Annotated in this window: 17 protein-coding genes and 2 pseudogenes; 11 read left to right on the top strand and 8 right to left on the bottom strand. The window is 71.7% G+C overall.

Annotation, left to right across the window (positions count from 1 at the left end; all coding sequences use genetic code 11):
- Window positions 1-156: 156 nt before the first annotated feature.
- Window positions 157-288 (bottom strand): annotated as a pseudogene (locus OG389_RS01545) (IS5/IS1182 family transposase); the annotation flags it as partial.
- 373 nt (window positions 289-661) lie between these two features.
- Here OG389_RS01545 and OG389_RS01540 point away from each other — a divergent pair.
- The 3 genes from OG389_RS01540 to OG389_RS01530 all read left to right on the top strand — a co-directional run bounded on the left by OG389_RS01540 (window position 662) and on the right by OG389_RS01530 (window position 3,312).
- Complete coding sequence (locus tag OG389_RS01540) at window positions 662-1,090, top strand: hypothetical protein (RefSeq protein ID WP_328296611.1); 429 nt, start codon at window positions 662-664, stop codon at window positions 1,088-1,090.
- 156 nt (window positions 1,091-1,246) lie between these two features.
- The gene (locus OG389_RS01535; protein WP_328296610.1) at window positions 1,247-1,612 is read left to right on the top strand and encodes a PRC-barrel domain-containing protein; all 366 of its coding nucleotides are present in this window, start codon (window positions 1,247-1,249) and stop codon (window positions 1,610-1,612) included.
- 143 nt (window positions 1,613-1,755) lie between these two features.
- Window positions 1,756-3,312, top strand: coding sequence for an InlB B-repeat-containing protein (locus tag OG389_RS01530; RefSeq protein ID WP_328296609.1), 1,557 nt, complete (start codon window positions 1,756-1,758; stop codon window positions 3,310-3,312).
- A gap of 139 nt (window positions 3,313-3,451) precedes the next feature.
- On the opposite strand, the gene nadE is transcribed toward OG389_RS01530, so the two are convergent.
- A complete protein-coding gene (gene nadE, locus OG389_RS01525; protein WP_328296608.1) occupies window positions 3,452-4,282 on the bottom strand; it encodes an ammonia-dependent NAD(+) synthetase in 831 nt (276 codons plus the stop codon).
- A gap of 186 nt (window positions 4,283-4,468) precedes the next feature.
- Between nadE and OG389_RS01520 the strand changes: the two genes are divergently transcribed.
- The 3 genes from OG389_RS01520 (at window position 4,469) to OG389_RS01510 (ending at window position 7,865) form a co-directional block, all read left to right on the top strand.
- Entirely contained in the window at window positions 4,469-5,023 is a 555-nt protein-coding gene (locus OG389_RS01520; protein WP_328296607.1) for a PadR family transcriptional regulator, read from the top strand.
- Window positions 5,024-5,099: 76 nt separating this feature from the next.
- A complete protein-coding gene (locus OG389_RS01515) occupies window positions 5,100-6,866 on the top strand; it encodes an acyl-CoA dehydrogenase family protein (RefSeq protein ID WP_328296606.1) in 1,767 nt (588 codons plus the stop codon).
- A gap of 204 nt (window positions 6,867-7,070) precedes the next feature.
- Window positions 7,071-7,865, top strand: a complete 795-nt coding sequence (locus OG389_RS01510) for an alpha/beta fold hydrolase (protein WP_328296605.1) — start codon at window positions 7,071-7,073, stop codon at window positions 7,863-7,865.
- A gap of 7 nt (window positions 7,866-7,872) precedes the next feature.
- On the opposite strand, the gene OG389_RS01505 is transcribed toward OG389_RS01510, so the two are convergent.
- Window positions 7,873-8,733 carry a helix-turn-helix transcriptional regulator gene (locus OG389_RS01505; protein WP_328296604.1) on the bottom strand — a complete coding sequence of 287 codons (861 nt, stop codon included), beginning with the start codon at window positions 8,731-8,733 and terminating at the stop codon, window positions 7,873-7,875.
- A gap of 53 nt (window positions 8,734-8,786) precedes the next feature.
- On the opposite strand from OG389_RS01505, the gene OG389_RS01500 reads away from it, so the two are divergent.
- Window positions 8,787-10,280, top strand: a complete 1,494-nt coding sequence (locus tag OG389_RS01500; RefSeq protein ID WP_328296603.1) for an MFS transporter — start codon at window positions 8,787-8,789, stop codon at window positions 10,278-10,280.
- On the opposite strand, the gene OG389_RS01495 is transcribed toward OG389_RS01500, so the two are convergent.
- Entirely contained in the window at window positions 10,277-10,420 is a 144-nt protein-coding gene (locus OG389_RS01495; protein WP_328296602.1) for a zinc-binding dehydrogenase, read from the bottom strand. The two genes, OG389_RS01500 and OG389_RS01495, sit on opposite strands and share 4 nt — an antisense overlap.
- The gene (locus OG389_RS01490; protein WP_328296601.1) at window positions 10,393-10,605 is read right to left on the bottom strand and encodes a hypothetical protein; all 213 of its coding nucleotides are present in this window, start codon (window positions 10,603-10,605) and stop codon (window positions 10,393-10,395) included. The genes OG389_RS01495 and OG389_RS01490 overlap by 28 nt, the downstream gene beginning before the upstream one ends.
- A 14-nt stretch (window positions 10,606-10,619) precedes the next feature.
- Between OG389_RS01490 and OG389_RS01485 the strand changes: the two are divergent.
- Window positions 10,620-10,853, top strand: a pseudogene (locus OG389_RS01485) (helix-turn-helix domain-containing protein); the annotation flags it as partial.
- Window positions 10,854-10,927: 74 nt separating this feature from the next.
- Here the strand turns inward: OG389_RS01485 and OG389_RS01480 are convergent.
- Entirely contained in the window at window positions 10,928-11,446 is a 519-nt protein-coding gene (locus OG389_RS01480) for a MarR family winged helix-turn-helix transcriptional regulator (protein WP_328296600.1), read from the bottom strand.
- Window positions 11,447-11,523: 77 nt separating this feature from the next.
- Between OG389_RS01480 and OG389_RS01475 the strand changes: the two genes are divergently transcribed.
- Window positions 11,524-12,987 carry an MFS transporter gene (locus OG389_RS01475; RefSeq protein WP_328296599.1) on the top strand — a complete coding sequence of 488 codons (1,464 nt, stop codon included), beginning with the start codon at window positions 11,524-11,526 and terminating at the stop codon, window positions 12,985-12,987.
- Between the two features lie 20 nt (window positions 12,988-13,007).
- The gene (locus OG389_RS01470; protein ID WP_328296598.1) at window positions 13,008-13,232 is read left to right on the top strand and encodes a hypothetical protein; all 225 of its coding nucleotides are present in this window, start codon (window positions 13,008-13,010) and stop codon (window positions 13,230-13,232) included.
- A gap of 121 nt (window positions 13,233-13,353) precedes the next feature.
- On the opposite strand, the gene OG389_RS01465 is transcribed toward OG389_RS01470, so the two are convergent.
- Window positions 13,354-13,908 (bottom strand): GNAT family N-acetyltransferase, encoded by a 555-nt coding sequence (locus OG389_RS01465; protein ID WP_328296597.1) that lies wholly within the window; start codon window positions 13,906-13,908, stop codon window positions 13,354-13,356.
- A 180-nt stretch (window positions 13,909-14,088) separates the two neighbouring features.
- On the opposite strand from OG389_RS01465, the gene OG389_RS01460 reads away from it, so the two are divergent.
- The gene (locus OG389_RS01460) at window positions 14,089-15,072 is read left to right on the top strand and encodes a deaminase domain-containing protein (protein ID WP_328296596.1); all 984 of its coding nucleotides are present in this window, start codon (window positions 14,089-14,091) and stop codon (window positions 15,070-15,072) included.
- A gap of 53 nt (window positions 15,073-15,125) precedes the next feature.
- Here the strand turns inward: OG389_RS01460 and OG389_RS01455 are convergent, their stop codons facing one another.
- Window positions 15,126-16,274: a substrate-binding domain-containing protein gene (locus tag OG389_RS01455; RefSeq protein WP_328296595.1), complete on the bottom strand. Its 1,149-nt coding sequence runs from the start codon at window positions 16,272-16,274 to the stop codon at window positions 15,126-15,128.
- Window positions 16,275-16,286: the final 12 nt, after the last annotated feature.

Genomic DNA, 16,286 nt, shown 5'->3' with positions numbered 1-16,286 from the left:
ACCTGCGCAATACCAGCTTAGTGTGCAATCCGTAGGGGCCCGCGAAGGGCCTGCTCCATCGGGAAGGCCCGCACATGTCCGCGACAACTGCTGCTACTGGGTACGCGACGGACGAACTGCCCGGTGGGACCGTCGACGCGGTGGTGATCGGTGGGCGACCCCGCGTCGGCGAAGGTGGGTGGGGATCGCGCGGGACGAGTACGCTCCGTCCACGAGGACCGCGTGCGGAGCCGCTCGCGGCCCGCCAAGAGCGCGCGGCACCCGGATGCGGGCCATGACCTGCTCGAAGTCGACTGCGACCGGCCGGTCGAGGTCGCCTTCGGCGGTACTTCGACGCGATCGCATCGATCACCAGGCGGTGGTCCCGCCACCGTCCACCTCGTCCCGGTGTCCGATCCGGCGACAACGGCTCGATCCGAGCCCGCTGGGCATCAGCCAACGACACTCCTAGACCAACGATCAGATGATCCGAAGGAACACCCCAGCGAAGTGGCGTAATGGCAACGCGCCACCGCCGGGAGCCCCGATACGCTCGTCGTCCACTGACGGCACACCCCGGGCGGAGCCCAACGGAGCGGGCGCGCCAGGATGGCCGGATGGCGAAGAGCGGAGCGGCCCTGCCGGCCCTGCTGCGTCAGCTGGACGATCCGCAGTGGTTGGAATGGCCGCAGGGCTACGAGCGCCGCGCGAGCGCCGTCCCGTCGGCGCTCTGGCGGCCCGCCTCGAAGGCGACTTCGCGGTGCGCTGCGAGTCCGAGCGGGACTTCCAGGACTTCAGCGAGTACGGACGGATCGTCGTGCCGGCGGAAGCGACCGTGTGCGGCACCCGGATCGTCGTGTGCGTGAGCACGTTCGGGTCCCTCGCGCTGGTGTGCGCCGACAACCCGGGGGCTTGCCTCGGTACCGACGAAGCTCAGGCCGAGGACGACCTGGACGCCGCCGACCTGGCCAGCGCGCTGCGGGCCTTGGCGGACCTCGGGTACGCGGTGGTTCCCGAGGAGCTGATCGAGTCCGATGACGACGGGCCGAGCCGACTGCCCTCGCACGTGGCACGGCCGAGCTGGTGGCACCGCTTCTTCGGCATCTTCTGACCTGCCGGGCCCGGGGCGCCGCCGACAGTGAATGAAGTACCCGGGCCGGGGCAGTCGAGGTTGGGCGGGGCGCGAACGGCGCCGCGTGCTGCATCGGAAGAGAGGGACGGCAGAGAAGACCTCACCGCCCCCGTCTGGCGAAGGAGTTGTTTTCGCGTGACTGAGCATGTGTGGAGCTACACGTCGACCGCCGGCCACCTGAGCGGGGCCGATCTGACCGGTTACAAGGTCGAGGCGACCGACGGGAACATCGGCAAGGTCGACAAGCACTCCGACGAGGCCGGTGACGCCTACCTGGTCGTGGACACCGGGGTCTGGATCTTCGGCAAGGAGGTCCTGCTCCCGGCGAGCACGGTGATCCGTATCGACGTGGACGAGCAGAAGGTCTACGTCGACGGAACCAAGGAGCAGATCAAGAACGCTCCGGAGTTCCACCGCGAGAAGCACCTCGACGACGTCGGCTACCGCGATGAGATAGGTACCTACTACTCCGCCGGCGGGTTCGGCGGCCGCATCATCTGACGCGTTGCCGGCTGTGGGCCCGAACCCGACGGGTTCGGGCCCACAGCCGCATCGGAGTGGCTCCTCCGTGGCGGTCGGGTGATTGTCCGGGCCGGCAGGAATGTCGCGCGCCTGTGCGATGCCGACTCTGACTTGTTTGGATCATGACCTCACTTCGCCGTCCCCGGCGTGCCCGCCTCATCGCGCTGTGCGTCGCAGCCGTCGCCGCCCTGCCGCTCGCCACGGCCGCCGGTGTCTCCGCCGCACCCCAGACCACCCGAGCCCCCTCCCCGGCCGGGGACGGCAAGGAGGTGCTGCGCGAGCGCACCTTCCCGCTCAGGACGGAAGCGTTCAGCGGGCTGTGCAGCCCCGCCCCGTTCGGCGCGCCGCGCGAGCGCACCTTCGAGTTCTTCGACGACGTCCGCGTCACCGCGGTCGAGGAGGGGATCGACGACGACCAGGGGACGCTGACCTGGAGCGGTCACGTCAAGAACAAGCCCGACACCAGCGTCGTCGTCTCGATGCGCGGCGTGTGCGACACCGACCGCGCGCCCCAGGGCGCCGTAGTCGTCGAGGTCGTCGCCGACCTCGGGGCGCGCGTCTACCACTTGGAGACCCTCCCCGGCCTGCCTCCCCGGCTGCGGGCCACCGAGGAGGACCCCGACCACCGCCCGCGCAGAGCTCCCGACACGCCGGTGAACACCTCGGCCTCCGCGGCGGACATGCGCGAATCCCTCCGGGGACGGGCCGCGGCCACGGCCGCCAACCCGGCCGTCATCGACGTCATCGCCGGCTACACCCCGAAGGCGGTCACCGCGGCCGGCGGCGAGCAGCAGGTCATCAACACGATCCACTGGGCCGAGCGGAAGATGAACGAGGCCCTCGCGGACAGCAACATCCCCGCCAGCATCGACATCATCGGCACGTACAACACGGACTACCGGGGCGACAACACCTCGTCCGTGATGCACGCCAAGATGAACGACCCCCAGGACGCGGCGCTCGGCGCGACCGCCGCCGACCTGCGGCGGCGCTACGGCGTGGACCTGATCACCATCGTGAACAAGGTCGATCCGGGACAGTCCTCCGGCCAGGGCAACCTCCCCGAGCGCGGAATCTTCAACTCCAAGGAAGCCTTCTCCGTCGTCGACTTCGACTCGCTGACCGGCTGGTACAACCTCGGCCACGAGATCGGCCACAACCTCGGCCTGTGGCACGACCGTCGCACCCTGGACTCCCAGATCCCCGACGGCAGCTGGCGGAACGACCTCAACACCCCTTACGGAACGGGGTGGATCACCCCGAACGAGGAGTTCCACACCCTCATGGCGTACTCCAGCTCCTGCCTCAAGGACTGCAGCGCCGTGAACCAGTACTCCAACACCGACAACACCGTCAACGGCCAGCCTCTGGGCGACCGGAACAGCGACAACGCGGGCCTGGCGCGCCTGTCCACCCCGATCGTCGCGGGCTACCGGACGCTGACCACGGCCCGGACCCGCTACGCCCTCACCCTGGACCCCGCCGAAGGCGGCACCGTCCGGCCGGCCGTCTACGGGCCCTACAAGCCGGGGACCGTCGTAGGCGTCACCGCCCGCCCCCAGAACGGGTACCGCCTCGTCGCCTGGCTCTACGACGGCGTCCAGTACGACCCCAGCGCCCAGGTCAACATCACCATGGACCGCGCCCACACCCTGACCGGCGTGTTCCTTCCCGTCTGACGGACCCACCACGAGGCCGGCCCCCGGGAGCCGTGACAGGCGGCTCCCGGGACAGACGCCCGCCACGACAGACGGCCGCGCCCCCTGCCGGTCCTTCCCGGCGGGGTGCGCGGCCGTGATGGCGGCCCGGTACGGTCCGCTACGGCGCGATCGGCAGCTGCCGCTTGTGCTCGGTCAGCCGGTAGCGGCGGACGATGGTGTCGAAGGCCCGCTCGCCGACCGGCTTGCCCTCCAGGAAATCGTCGATCTCGTCGTACGTGACACCGAGCGCGTCCTCGTCGGCCTTGCCCGGGTCCAGGGTCTCCAGGTCCGCCGTGGGCGTCTTCCAGACCAGCTCGGCGGGGGCGCCCAGGGCATCGGCGCAGGCACGCACCCGCCGCTTGGTCAGGCCGGTCAGCGGGACCACGTCGGCCGCGCCGTCGCCGAACTTGGTGAAGAAGCCGGACACCGCCTCGGCGGCGTGGTCGGTGCCGACGACCAGGCCGTCGTGCGCGCCGGCCACCGCGTACTGGGCGACCATGCGCTGGCGGGCCTTGATGTTGCCCTGCACGAAGTCCTGGTGGTGGGCGTCCCGGAAGACGGTGCCGCCGGCCAGCGAGGCCGAGAGCGCGGCGTCGCTCGCGGGCTTGACGTCCACGGTCAGCACCCGGTCGGCGTCGATGAAGCCGAGCGCGAGCTGCGCGTCCCCCTCGTCGGCCTGGACCCCGTAGGGCAGCCGCATGGCGTAGAACGTCGCGTCGTGACCGGCCGCGCGGGCCCGCTCCACGGCGAGCTGGCAGAGCCGGCCGGCCGTAGTGGAGTCCACCCCGCCGCTGATCCCGAGCACCAGGGAGCGCAGGCCGGTGGAGGTGAGCCGTTCGGCCAGGAACGCCACCCGGCGTTCGATCTCCCGCTGCGCGTCGAAGCTTTCGGCCACCAGGAGGTCCCGGGCGATCTCCTGCTGCAGGGCGGTGGAAGCCGGCTGGCTCACGGCTGCTCCTCGTGGTCGTTCGTCGGTTCGTGATGTTGCTGTCCCGCCGACCCTAACCGAGACGGCCGGGCCTTCGGCTCCGAGGGTTCCGCCGCCCGCCCGGACGCTCCGTGCGGCGGGTGAGCCACGTCTCACCGCGGTGGTGACGCTTGTCTATGCAACGAGTTGCATAGAAAGATCAGGGGCATGGCACTCGAGCACGCGATCCTCGTCTCCCTGCTGGAACAGCCGGGCTCCGGCTACGAGCTGGCCCGCCGGTTCGAGAGGTCCATCGGCTACTTCTGGACCGCTACCCACCAGCAGATCTACCGCGTGCTCGGGCGCATGGAGGGCGACGGACGGCTGGACGTCCGCGAGGTGCCGCAGCGGGCGCGGCCGGACAAGAAGGAGTACACCGTCACGGCGGTGGGCCGGGCCGCCCTCGCGGGCTGGCTCCACGAGCCGATCCAGCCCGACACCGTCCGGCACGAACTCGCCGTGAAGATCCGCGGCGCGGCCTTCGACGACCCGGCCGCCCTGATCCGCGAGGTCGAGCGGCACCACCAGGCCCATGCCGACCGGCTCACGCACTACCTGGCGGGGGAGTCGCGCGATTTCACCGGCCCGGACGCCGCGGCCGCCCCGGGCCCCGGCCGGGAACTCCAGCACGTCGTGCTCCGCGGCGGCATCGCCTACGAGCGCATGCAGCTCGCCTGGCTGGAGGACGTACTCGCCACGCTCCACGGCCTGGCCGCGCCCTGACCCCGCGCCCCCTCCCGTTGTTCCTTCACCTCCTCATCCCTTCACCCCTCATCCTCCGACCGGAAGGCGAACGTCCATGATCGACCCGTTGCTGTTCAACCCGCGCACCTACGACCCCGCGCACTTCGACCCCGAGACCCGCAGGCTGCTCCGCGCGACCGTCGACTGGTTCGAGGACCGGGGCAAGCGCCGGCTGATCGAGGACTACCGGTCCCGCGCCTGGCTGGCGGACTTCCTCGCGTTCTCCGCCAAGGAGGGGCTCTTCGCCACCTTCCTCACCCCGGAGCCCGCCGCCGGACAGGACGAGTCCGACAAGCGCTGGGACACCGCGCGCATCGCCGCCCTCAACGAGATCCTCGGCTTCTACGGCCTCGACTACTGGTACGCCTGGCAGGTGACCATCCTCGGTCTCGGCCCGGTCTGGCAGAGCGGCAACGCCGCCGCCCGCGCCCGCGCCGCTCAGCTCCTCGCCGAGGGAGAGGTGTTCGCCTTCGGCCTGTCCGAGAAGTCGCACGGCGCGGACATCTACTCCACCGACATGCTGCTGGAGCCGTCCGTCGACGGTGACGGCGACGGCGACGGTGCCGGTGCCGGTGAAGGCGCCGGCGGCTTCCGGGCCAGCGGATCCAAGTACTACATCGGCAACGGCAACGCCGCCGGGCTCGTCTCCGTCTTCGGCCGCCGCACCGACGTCGAAGGCCCCGACGGGTACGTCTTCTTCGCCGCCGACAGCCGCCACCCCGCGTACCAGCTCGTGAAGAACGTCGTCGACTCCTCCAAGTACGTCAGCGAGTTCCGTCTCGTGGACTACCCGGTCGCCGCGGAGGACGTCCTGCACACCGGCCGCGCCGCCTTCGACGCCGCCCTCAACACCGTCAACGTCGGCAAGTTCAACCTCTGCACCGCCTCGATCGGCATCTGCGAGCACGCGATGTACGAGGCCGTCACCCACGCCCAGGGCCGGATCCTCTACGGCCGCCCGGTCACGGCCTTCCCGCACGTGCGCCGTGAGCTCACCGACGCGTACGTCCGCCTCGTGGGGATGAAGCTGTTCAGCGACCGCGCCGTGGACTACTTCCGCTCCGCCGGCCCCGACGACCGCCGTTACCTCCTCTTCAATCCGATGACCAAGATGAAGGTGACCACGGAGGGCGAGAAGGTCATCGACCTGCTGTGGGACGTCATCGCGGCCAAGGGCTTCGAGAAGGACACCTACTTCGCCCAGGCGGCAGTCGAGATCCGCGGCCTGCCGAAGCTGGAGGGCACGGTCCACGTCAACCTCGCGCTGATCCTCAAGTTCATGCGCAACCACCTGCTGGAACCGGTCGACTACGCACCCGTGCCGACCCGGCTCGACGCGGCTGACGACGGGTTCCTCTTCCGGCAGGGCCCGGCCCGCGGTCTGGGCTCCGTACGCTTCCACGACTGGCGCACCGCCTACGACGCGTACGCGGCCGTGCCCAACGTCGCCCGGTTCCGCGAACAGGCCGACGCCCTGTGCGAGTTCGTCACCACGGCCGCCCCGGACGAGGCGCAGAGCCGCGACCTCGACCTCCTCCTGGCGGTCGGCCAGCTGTTCGCACTGGTCGTGCACGGCGAGTTGGTCCTGGAGCAGGCCCGCCTGACCGGCCTGGACGAGGACGTGCTCGACGAGCTGTTCGGCGTCCTCGTCCGCGACTTCTCCGCCCACGCGGTCGAGCTGCACGGCAAGGACTCCGCCACCGCGGACCAGCAGGCCTGGGCGCTGGGCGCGGTCCGCCGCCCGGCACTCGACACCGATCGGGCGGCACGCGTCTGGGCGAGGGTGGAGTCCCTGGCCGGGGCCTACGAGATGGCGCCCTGACCGTTCCGGTCCACGGGAGGCCCCGCACTCGGCCGCGCTCGCGCGCCCGAGTGCGGAGCCTCTTGCCGTGCGGTAACGCGGCGCACCTCCGAAAGAGATCCATACAAGCGTATTGAACAACCGTCATAGACGGTTGTATGGTTGCCCCGACAGCCCGCACCGCTACCGCTGGTGGTGCCCGGTGCCAACCAGGGGGAGATCCCGATGTCCGCAGCCCAGCCCGCCCGCGCCACCCTGACCGTCGACGGCCGTGTCCTGTCCTACCTGGACTTCGGCGGCACCGGCCGCCCCCTCCTGGCCCTGCACGGGCACCTCTCCGAAGGCTCCTCCTTCACGGCACTGGCCGCCGCCCTCGGCCCCGAATGGCGGGTCATCGCCCCCGACCAGCGCGGTCACGGCGACTCCGACCGGGCCGGTGAGTACACCCGGGCCGGCTACCTCGCCGACCTGGTCGCCCTCCTGGACCACCTCGGCATCGACCGGACCGTCGTCCTGGGCCATTCGCTCGGCGGGATCAACGCCTATCACCTGGCCGCCGAACACCCGGCGCTGGTAGGGGCCCTCATCGATGTCGAGGGCCCCGTCGACCTCCCCGACCACGGCGTCAGCCCGCTCGCCTTCGTACTGAACTTCCCCTACACCGCCCCCACCCGTGAGGACCTCCTCGCCGCTTGCGGTCCGCTCGCCCCCGCCGTGGCGCCGGCGCTGCGTCCACTGCCCGACGGATCCGGCTGGCGGCTGCCCTTCCACCCGGCGGACACCGTGGACTCCGAGAACCTCGTCCACGGGGACCACTGGAAGCAGTGGCTCGCGAGCGACTGCCCCGCACTGCTGGTCCACGGCCTGCGCAGCCAGGTCCTGCCCGCCTCCCAGGCCCTGGAGATGACGGACCGGCGCCCCGGAACGGCGTACCGCTCCCTGGACGCCGACCACTTCGTCCCGACGGCAGACCCGGAAGGTCTCGCGGCCGCCGTCCGGGAGTTCCTCGCCGGAATCTGAGCGCCTCTCAGGCGGCGGCCGCGGAGAGCGTCAGCTCGTGCAGCCGCCGCAGGCGTTCACGGCTCCGCTCGTCCAGCGGTACGTAGGCCACCACGCGGGGTCCGGCCGCCGGTCCCAGCCACAGGTTGGTCTGCTCCAGGTGCAACGTCCCCACCTGGGCGTTGCGGAGGTACTTCGCCCTTCCCCCGGGCCCGACCACCTCGTGCCGTGCCCACACCTCCCGGAACTCCGGCGACGCGGCCTCCAGCCGCGCCAGCAGGGCCTTCCAGGCCGGCTCGGCCAGGTGCTCGGCCATCGACGCCCGGAACTTGGCGGCCATGAGCCGTCGCGCGGCGGGCATGTCCGTCATGGCGTCCCGCCAGTCCGGATCGGTGAACGCCAGCCACAGGCAGTTGCGGTCCTCCGGCGGCAGCGCGTCCAGGTCGCACAGCAGCCGCCGGTACGTGGTGTTGTAGGCGAGGATGTCGTACCGGCTGTTCTGCACACAGGCCGGAACCGGGTCCAGCTGGTCGAGCACGGCGCGCACCACCGGGGTCACGCTCGGACAGAGGGTGTGCGGTGCCGGATCGGTGGCCCCGGCCAGTGCGAACAGGTGCGTCCGCTCGGTGGGGTCCAGCAGCAGGGTGCGCGCCAGCGCGTCGAGGACCTGCGGGGACACCTGGATCGCCCGGGCCTGCTCGAGCCAGGTGTACCAGGTCACGCCGACCGCCGACAGCTGTGCGACCTCCTCGCGGCGCAGCCCCGGGGTGCGCCGCCGGGGGCCGCGTACGAGTCCCACCTGCTCGGGAGTGATCCGCTCGCGGCGGCTGCGCAGGAATTCGGCCAGCTCGTGCCGGCGTACGTCGGTACGGGGGGCCACTGTGGTCATGGAACCAGGGTGCCGCACCGCACATCCTGGTGCCAGGTACTCCTGGTACCAGGATGAGGAGACTCTGGTACCAGGCTCGGGCACGGAGGATCGTCCTCTGTGTGAGCGAAGCAACCGTACGCACGACCCACCCGTACCCCCACCCGCCCGTCCCGGCGGGTCGGGCCCCGCAGCTCGGCCCGCTCGGACTCTTCACCGTCCTGCTGGGCGCGGCCCTGCCGCTGATCGACTTCTTCATCGTCAACGTGGCCCTGCCCGCCATCGACGCCGACCTCGCCGCGGGCCCGGCCCTGCTGGAACTGGTCGTCGGTGGGTACGGGGTCTCGTACGCCGTCCTGCTCGTCCTCGGGGGGCGGCTCGGTGACACGGTCGGCCGCCGCAGGCTCTTCCTGACCGGCATGGCCGCCTTCGGGCTCACCTCCCTGGCCTGCGGACTGGCCCCCGACGCCTGGACGCTGATCGGCGCGCGGGTGGCCCAGGGCGCCGCGGCCGCACTGATGCTCCCGCAGGTGCTCGCCACGATCCAGGCCACCGCCCAGGGGCCGCGCCGGGCCCGCGCCATGAGCCTCTACGGGGCGACCGCCGGGCTGTCCATGGTCCTGGGCCAGATTCTCGGAGGGGTGCTGGTCGCGGCCGACCTGGCCGGATCCGGCTGGCGCGCGGTGTTCCTCGTCAATGTCCCCGTCGTGCTCGTGGGGCTGGTCCTTGTCGCCCGGGTCGTGCCGGAGACCCGGTCCGACCGCCCCGCCGCGGTCGACGTCCCCGGGACCCTGCTGCTGGCCCTGTCCCTGGTCTCCCTGCTGCTGCCGCTGACCGAGGGCCGGGCGGCGGGCTGGCCGCTGTGGACCGCGGTGTCCCTGGGGGTGTTCCCCCTCGCGGCCACCGCGTTCTACCTGACCGAACGCCGCGCCGACCGGCTGGGCCGGACCCCGCTGGTGCCGCCGAGCCTGCTGCGACTGGAATCGCTGCGGCGCGGGTTGGCGATGACGGTGCCCTTCTCGATCGGTTTCAGCGGGTTCATGTTCGTGGTCGCCGTGGCCCTGCAGCAGGGGCTGGCCATGGGCCCGGTGGCCGCGGGCCTGGCCCTCGTACCGATGGCCGCCGCCTTCTTCGCGGCCTCCCTCGCCGGACCCCGGCTGGTCGGCCGCTTCGGTACCCGCGTCGTCACCGCGGGCGGGATCGTGCAGGCCGTGGGCATCGCCCTGCTCCTGCTGACCGTCCGGTCCGGCTGGCCCGACCTCTCCGTGGCCGCCCTCGCTCCGGGGGTGGCCGTCGCCGGCCTCGGGCAGGGCCTCCAACTGCCCGTGCTGATGCGCCTGATGCTCTCCGACGTACCGGCGCACCGGGCCGGGGTGGGCGGCGGCGTCATGGTCACCACCCAGCAGTCCGCCCTCGCCCTCGGCGTCGCGACCCTGGGCAGCCTGTTCCTCGCCCTGGTCCCGTCCAAGGGCATGCAGGAGGCCCTCCAGACGACCCTGCTGGTCCAGCTGGCCCTGATCGCACTGACCGTCCTGCTCAGCCTGCGGCTGCCCCGCGTCGTCCGCTAGGGCGTGCCGTGACCGGGAAGGATGACGATCTTCCCTTGGGTCCGGCCGGCCTCGCTGGGGCGGTGGACGTCCGCGAGGGCGGCCAGCGGACGTGACTCGCTGACGTCGATGGTCACCGTGCCCGCGTCGACGAGCGCCACGAGCGCCGACAGTTGGGCCACGCGTTGCGGGCGACCATGTGCATCGCGGTGATCCCGCTGCCGGCGGGCGGCTCGACCGGGGTCGCGATCGAGACGATCCGCCCGCCGGGCCGCACCAGGGGCGCCAGGGCGGCGGCGATCACCTCGGCGCCGGCGTACTTCGCGGGCCACACGCTGGCCGACACCGCCTGGGCACGGATCCCGTGCGCCGTTCGCGCGACGCTTCGCCCTGCTGACCGGCCAGCCGCCCCTGCGGTACCCGACCTGGTGGCGGATGGCCAGGGCGGCCCGCCTGCCGCGGGCGTCGGACACGCCACTGAGGTCCATCGCCGCCCAGGTGGGCTACACCTCCGAGTTCGCCTTCGCCAACGCGGTCGAGCGCGCGCACGGCGAGGCGCCCGGCACGTACCGCCGGCAGGGCGAGTGGCGTTGACGTCCGACGGGTCGCTGCCAGTGCGCGAGTGACCTCACAGCTCCATCCCGGCCGTCCGCCAGGAGCCGGCCCGGCTACGACCGGGGGCCCGGGGCCTGCCTGCCGCCGGTGCGGCCAGGGTGGGGCGCCGGCAGTTCCCGGAGTCGGTGGACGTGGCGCTGCTGGATCTCCTGGTTGACGGAGAGGAAGTCGGCGACCAGTTCCAGCTGTTCGGCGGAGTAGCGGGCGTGGACCTGCCGGGTGGCTTCGCCGAGGAAGGGTGTGATCAGCCCGTAGGCGCGCTGGGCCGTGTCGGGGGTGATGCGGACCAGGGTCTTGCGGCGATCGGTGGGGTGCGGGGTGCGGGTGACGCAGCCGAGCTTCTCCAGGCGGTCGAGCATCGTGGTGACGCTCCCGGTGGTCAGGCCGAGCCGTGTGCTCAGTTCGCGAGGGGTGACCTCCTCCGTGGCCAGGAGGATCTCCAGGCAGCGCAGGCCGGTCTCGTTCACCCCCATCAGCCGGGCCAGCTCACGGTCGAAGTCGTCGACGGAGGCCTGGTAGGCCTGCACCGCTCTGCCCAGCCTGGACTCGACGGGCTCCTTTTCGCTTGACATTCAAGATACCTTCATTCATGGTGTTAATGGCTTGAGATTCAAGATATAGGAAAGTCCAGTAATTCTAGGGAGTGATCATGTCGTCCAGTACGACCGACACGGGGGACATGTCCGCCACCGGCGCCGACAGGGCGGTGCCGTACCCCAAGCGGTGGGCGGCCGCGTTCGTGATGATCCTCGCGGCGCTCCTGGACATGATCGACGGTTCGATCGTGAACACCGCGCTGCCCTCCATCGGCAAGGGGCTGGGCGCCACCCCCGCCGAGCTGCAGTGGACCGTGTCCGCGTACATGCTCGGCTTCGCCGCCGCGCTGATCATCGCCGGCCACCTCGGCGACCGGTACGGCCGCAAGGAACTGTTCATGACCGGGGTGGTCGCCTTCGCCGCCGCGAGCCTGGCCAGCGCTCTCGCCGGCAGTGCGGCGACGCTGGTCGCCTCCCGGGGTGTCCAGGGCGTGGCCGCCGCGATCCTCATGCCCCAGGTCCTCGCCTCGTTCCGCACCATGTTCGACGGCGATGAGCGCGGGAAGGCCTTCGCCCTCTACGGCGCCATCGCGGGCATCTCCACCGCGGCCGGCGTGCTGCTGGGCGGCGTGCTGACCGACTGGAACCTGTTCGGCTGGGGCTGGCGGACCGTGTTCGCCGTCAACCTTCCCCTCGCCGTCCTGGTCCTGGTCCTGGGCGCCAAGTGGATCCCCGGCTCCAGGGGCCGCGCATCCACCGACCGCATCGACCTCGTGGGCAACGCCCTCCTGGCCGCGGCGATGGTCGCCATCGTGCTGCCGCTGGTCCAGGGCCGGTCCAACGGCTGGCCGCTGTGGGGCTGGATCTGCCTGGCCGCCGGCGTGCTCACCGTCGTCGCGATCGCGGTCGTTCAGTCCAGGCGCGGCATCGAGCACCCGCTGCTGCCCACTGGCCTCTTCAGGAAGCCGGCCTTCAGCGCCGGCCTGCTCATCCAGCTCCTCTTCTACGGCGGCATGTCCGGCTTCATGCTCGTCTTCACCATCTGGCTCCAGACCGGGCAGGGTTACACCCCCGCCGAAGCCGGTCTGCTGATGATCGCCTTCAGCTCGGGATCCATCCTCGCGGCCCCCGCGGTCGACCCGCTGGTCGCCAGGCTGGGCCGTACCGTTCTGATCACCGGCGCCCTGGTCATGGCCGGCGGTCTGTTCTGGGTCCGCCGGACGGTCGGGGACTCCGCCGAGTTCCACACGGGCGCCTGGCCGCTGGTCCCGGGCCTGTTCCTGGCCGGCGTCGGCCTGATCCTCCTGATCATCCCGCTGGTCAACACCACCCTGAGTACGGTGCCCGGCCACCTCGCCGGCGGCGCCTCCGGGATCCTGTCCACCGCCCAGCAGTTCGGCGGAGCCCTCGGTGTCGCCGTCATCGGCAACGTCTTCTTCTCCCACGCCGGCAAGGGCCTCACGAACGCCATCACCCACGCGGCCCCGTGGGCGACAGCCGCGTACCTCCTGTGCGCGGTGCTCTGCCTGGCCCTGCCCCGCAAGGCCGTCGGTAACCAGGCGGAACAGGCCTTCTGACCACCCACCAGCCCCAGGGCATGAAGCTCGCCGGCAGGTCCACCGCCGACCTCGCCGACCAGACCTTCACCGCCCTCACCGACTCCGTCGCGCTGCTCAAGGCGAAGGCGCCCGGTGAGGTCGGCAACTTCCGCGACACGATCTCCGTCGTCATGGACGCCGCCTCCCGCGCCCACCACGGCGGAGCCGGTCCCGCCGAAGCGGCCATGATCCGCAAGATCACCGCAGCTCTCGACGCCGCCTGAGCGGCGCCGACCGGAGCCCCGGCCCGGCCGCCCTCCGGACCCTCCCCCGACGGTTGGGGCGAGGCCTTCTCGGAGCGCTACGGCGAGAGCTTCCCGACGCCGGTCACACCGGTCACACCGGTCACGCCGGGTCGCCGGAGGCGCGGGAGCGTCCTTCGGTGGCCCGGGCGGCGCGGCGCAGGCGGGATCGGGCCGGGTCCTGGGGGGAGGGCGTGCCCGTGCTGGTGTGTTCCCGGGGGTTCAGCCGGACGAAGAGGGTGACGGTGACCTTCTCGGTGAAGCCGTTGCGCCGCATCATCGAGGCCGAGGCCGCGTTGCCGCCCTCCACGTCGGTGATGATCCGGGAGGCCCCCGCCGCGAAGAGCGCGTCACAGCAGTGCTCGACCAGGGCGCTCGCGACTCCCCGGCCCCGGGCGCGCTCCTCCAGCGCGATCCACTCGAGGTACCCCCAGTCCTCGCGCTCGTCGTAGGACAGTGACCCCAGCACGAAGCCGAGCAGGCCCTCTTCGTCCCGGGCGGTCCAGCAGGCGTCCGGCTGGGCGTCCCAGTGCGCGGCCACCGACGACAGCGACCACGAGGTGTAGGGCATCGAGTCGACATCGAAGGCCCGGTGCCCGAGATCGAGGACGGAGTCGAGGTCGGTCAACTGCAAGGGGAGGATCTCGGCATCGGTCATGTCCGTGATGATGGCATACGCCCAAATATGGGCTCGTGCACCGTCGATGGCGGAGCGGCGTCGAGTATTCGTCTATCCCCCTGCCATCTGCCGGCCTCATGATGGGCAGGCGGAGTACGGCAAGGGGGGTCCGGCTGTCCGGGCGGGTCGCGGCGTACGCCGGGAGCGAGTGGGGGGCCCATGACCACGGCGGCATTCAGGAACAAGGCGCGACTGCGGTACTCGATCGCCTTCATCGGGTACGCGGACCTCGCAGGGGAGATCGAGAGCGTCTCGCACCAGGAACCGCGCGGGGACAACTACTACCAGGACCTGCCCGAGCCGTCGGACTGGACCGGCGCCCTGCAGGGCGTCCAGCACCGCAAGGACGCCGAGCGGCAGGCCGTGAACCTCCTCGCCGACGCCATCTACCACCACCTGGGCTGCCGGAGCACCGCCCAGTACCGGACGCGGATCAGCGCCGTCCGCAGGGGTACGGTCGACCTGTACTCCGACATGGGCCCGTGCCACTCCTGCCGCTCGGTGATCAAGGATTTCCGGTCGGACTTCCCGACCCTCTCGCTTGACGTCCGTTACCGCAACGCGCTGTTCAGCGGTGGTAACGCGAGGCTGCTCACGGCCGGTGACGGCCTCTACGGGAGCTACGGCGTCGGCGACGCCGAGCAGGGCGCCGGCGGCCTGTGGGTCAAGAGCTACCCGGGCAGTCCCGTCGCCGCGGCCACCGCGACCTTCGACGCCAAGGTGGCCGGCCCCGACGGCGACCGCTTCCAGGGCACGGTCACGGCGGTCGACCAGCAGCCCCACGCCTCGTTCCTCTACCCGGCGCCCAGTGCCACCGAGGCGCCGCTCGACGAGGTGGCCGCCGTCCTGGACCAGGTGGCCGGGTCCATCCGAGACCGGATGGCCCCCGGCCAGCAGATGCGCCCGCAGTCCTTCCGGCAGTGGATCCGCGGGATCGACCAGGGCACCGTCCGGCTCGTCTGCGAACGCGGACCGGGCCAGGCCGGGCGGACGGCGGTCGCGGCGTTCGCCGCGGACTTCCCGAAGGTGCGGATCGAGGTGTCCTACGAGGCACCGGCCGCGCAAGCCGGCGGTCACGGGTACGCCGACGCGACCGCGCGCCCCTCCGGCACCTGGCTGAAGATCTTCCCCGCCGCCCGCTGACTGGGGAGTCGCACGGCGTGGCCCGGGCCCGGGTCCGGACCACGCCGACCGGGTCACTCCCGGTGCCAGATCTTCCGGTACCCCTCCCGGTAGCCCCGCGGGTCCCAGGACGTGGCTCCGCCGCTGTTCGAGGCCGTCACCACGTGAACGGGTGCCACGTAGCCGCTGGCGGGCCGGCCCGCGAAGGCGCGGTTGAACTCGTCGACGATCTGCCACCCCTGCTGCGTCAGCGGTTCGGGGACGGTGGCGGCCTGGTACTGCGCGCTGTTGATGCGCTGGAAGGCGGAGGGGTCGCCGTCGCCCGCACCGATGTTGAAGGGCGGCCCCGTGCCGGGGAGCCCGGCGCCGCGCAGTGCCGGGGCGCCGTCGGCGAAGTAGAGGTCGTTGATGGCGACGGAGTCGGTCCACCGGTCCCCGAATCGGGACACCAGCGAGGAGACCTGCTGCGGGGTGCGCTGACTCGCGTCCGGGATGGGGATGTTCTCGGTCGTCAGCAGTGTGACCCCGCGGCAGTCGGTGAGCCGGCGTTTGATCAGCTCGGACTTGTTGCGGGCGAACGGGATGGAGTCGTCCGTGAAGACGACGACCCCGGCGTGGCCGCCGGACCGGGCGACGACCCAGTCGGCGCTGACCGCCGCGACCTCCTCCACGTTCGTGGTGATGTTGGTGAAGAGTCTGGGGTTCGTGCTCGGGCCGGGGGCGCCGACCGCGTGCCAGCCGACCAGCTCGATGCCCGCGGCCTGGGCACGCGCCGTCTGCTGCGTCGTGATCTGGGGGTCGAAGCCGCCGATGACGATGCCCGCGGGATTCAGGGTGACCGCCTGGCTGAGGGCGGCCTGGATGCCGGCCGGGGTACCGTCCCCGTCGATCACCCGGACCTGCCAGCCGATGGCCGCGGCGGCCTCCCGGACGCCCTGGGCGACTCCGGAGACACCGGGGTTGGTCATGGTCTGGGCCACGTAGACGACGGTCTTGTCGGGTACCGCCTCGGGGCCGGTCGTGGGGCCGGTCCAGGTGAGGTCCGTACGCTCGGCCCGTTGGACCGCCTCCTTCGCCCGGGCGAGCACGCTCGGGCAGCCGGCGGGCGGGGGTGAGACCGTGCCCGGGCCGGGGGAGGAGCCGCCCGCGCAGCCCGTGAGGACGGCGGCGGCCGCCGTCCACAGGGTGGCGGCCTTAAGGACACTGGTGCGGTTGTGGTACACGGTGCTCCTGAC

The sequence above is a fragment of the Streptomyces sp. NBC_00435 genome (assembly GCF_036014235.1).
Lineage (GTDB): Bacteria > Actinomycetota > Actinomycetes > Streptomycetales > Streptomycetaceae > Streptomyces.
This window is presented reverse-complemented; position numbering and strand designations above follow the sequence as displayed.

Coding starts and splice junctions, on each gene's coding strand:
- OG389_RS01460 (WP_328296596.1), top strand. CDS start 14,089: ATGACCACGGCGGCATTCAGGAACAAGGCGCGACTGCGGTACTCGATC.
- OG389_RS01510 (WP_328296605.1), top strand. CDS start 7,071: ATGTCCGCAGCCCAGCCCGCCCGCGCCACCCTGACCGTCGACGGCCGT.
- OG389_RS01540 (WP_328296611.1), top strand. CDS start 662: ATGGCCGCAGGGCTACGAGCGCCGCGCGAGCGCCGTCCCGTCGGCGCT.
- OG389_RS01475 (WP_328296599.1), top strand. CDS start 11,524: ATGTCGTCCAGTACGACCGACACGGGGGACATGTCCGCCACCGGCGCC.
- OG389_RS01515 (WP_328296606.1), top strand. CDS start 5,100: ATGATCGACCCGTTGCTGTTCAACCCGCGCACCTACGACCCCGCGCAC.
- OG389_RS01500 (WP_328296603.1), top strand. CDS start 8,787: ATGAGGAGACTCTGGTACCAGGCTCGGGCACGGAGGATCGTCCTCTGT.
- OG389_RS01470 (WP_328296598.1), top strand. CDS start 13,008: ATGAAGCTCGCCGGCAGGTCCACCGCCGACCTCGCCGACCAGACCTTC.
- OG389_RS01505 (WP_328296604.1), bottom strand. CDS start 8,733: ATGACCACAGTGGCCCCCCGTACCGACGTACGCCGGCACGAGCTGGCC.
- OG389_RS01480 (WP_328296600.1), bottom strand. CDS start 11,446: ATGTCAAGCGAAAAGGAGCCCGTCGAGTCCAGGCTGGGCAGAGCGGTG.
- OG389_RS01530 (WP_328296609.1), top strand. CDS start 1,756: ATGACCTCACTTCGCCGTCCCCGGCGTGCCCGCCTCATCGCGCTGTGC.
- OG389_RS01465 (WP_328296597.1), bottom strand. CDS start 13,908: ATGACCGATGCCGAGATCCTCCCCTTGCAGTTGACCGACCTCGACTCC.
- OG389_RS01520 (WP_328296607.1), top strand. CDS start 4,469: ATGGCACTCGAGCACGCGATCCTCGTCTCCCTGCTGGAACAGCCGGGC.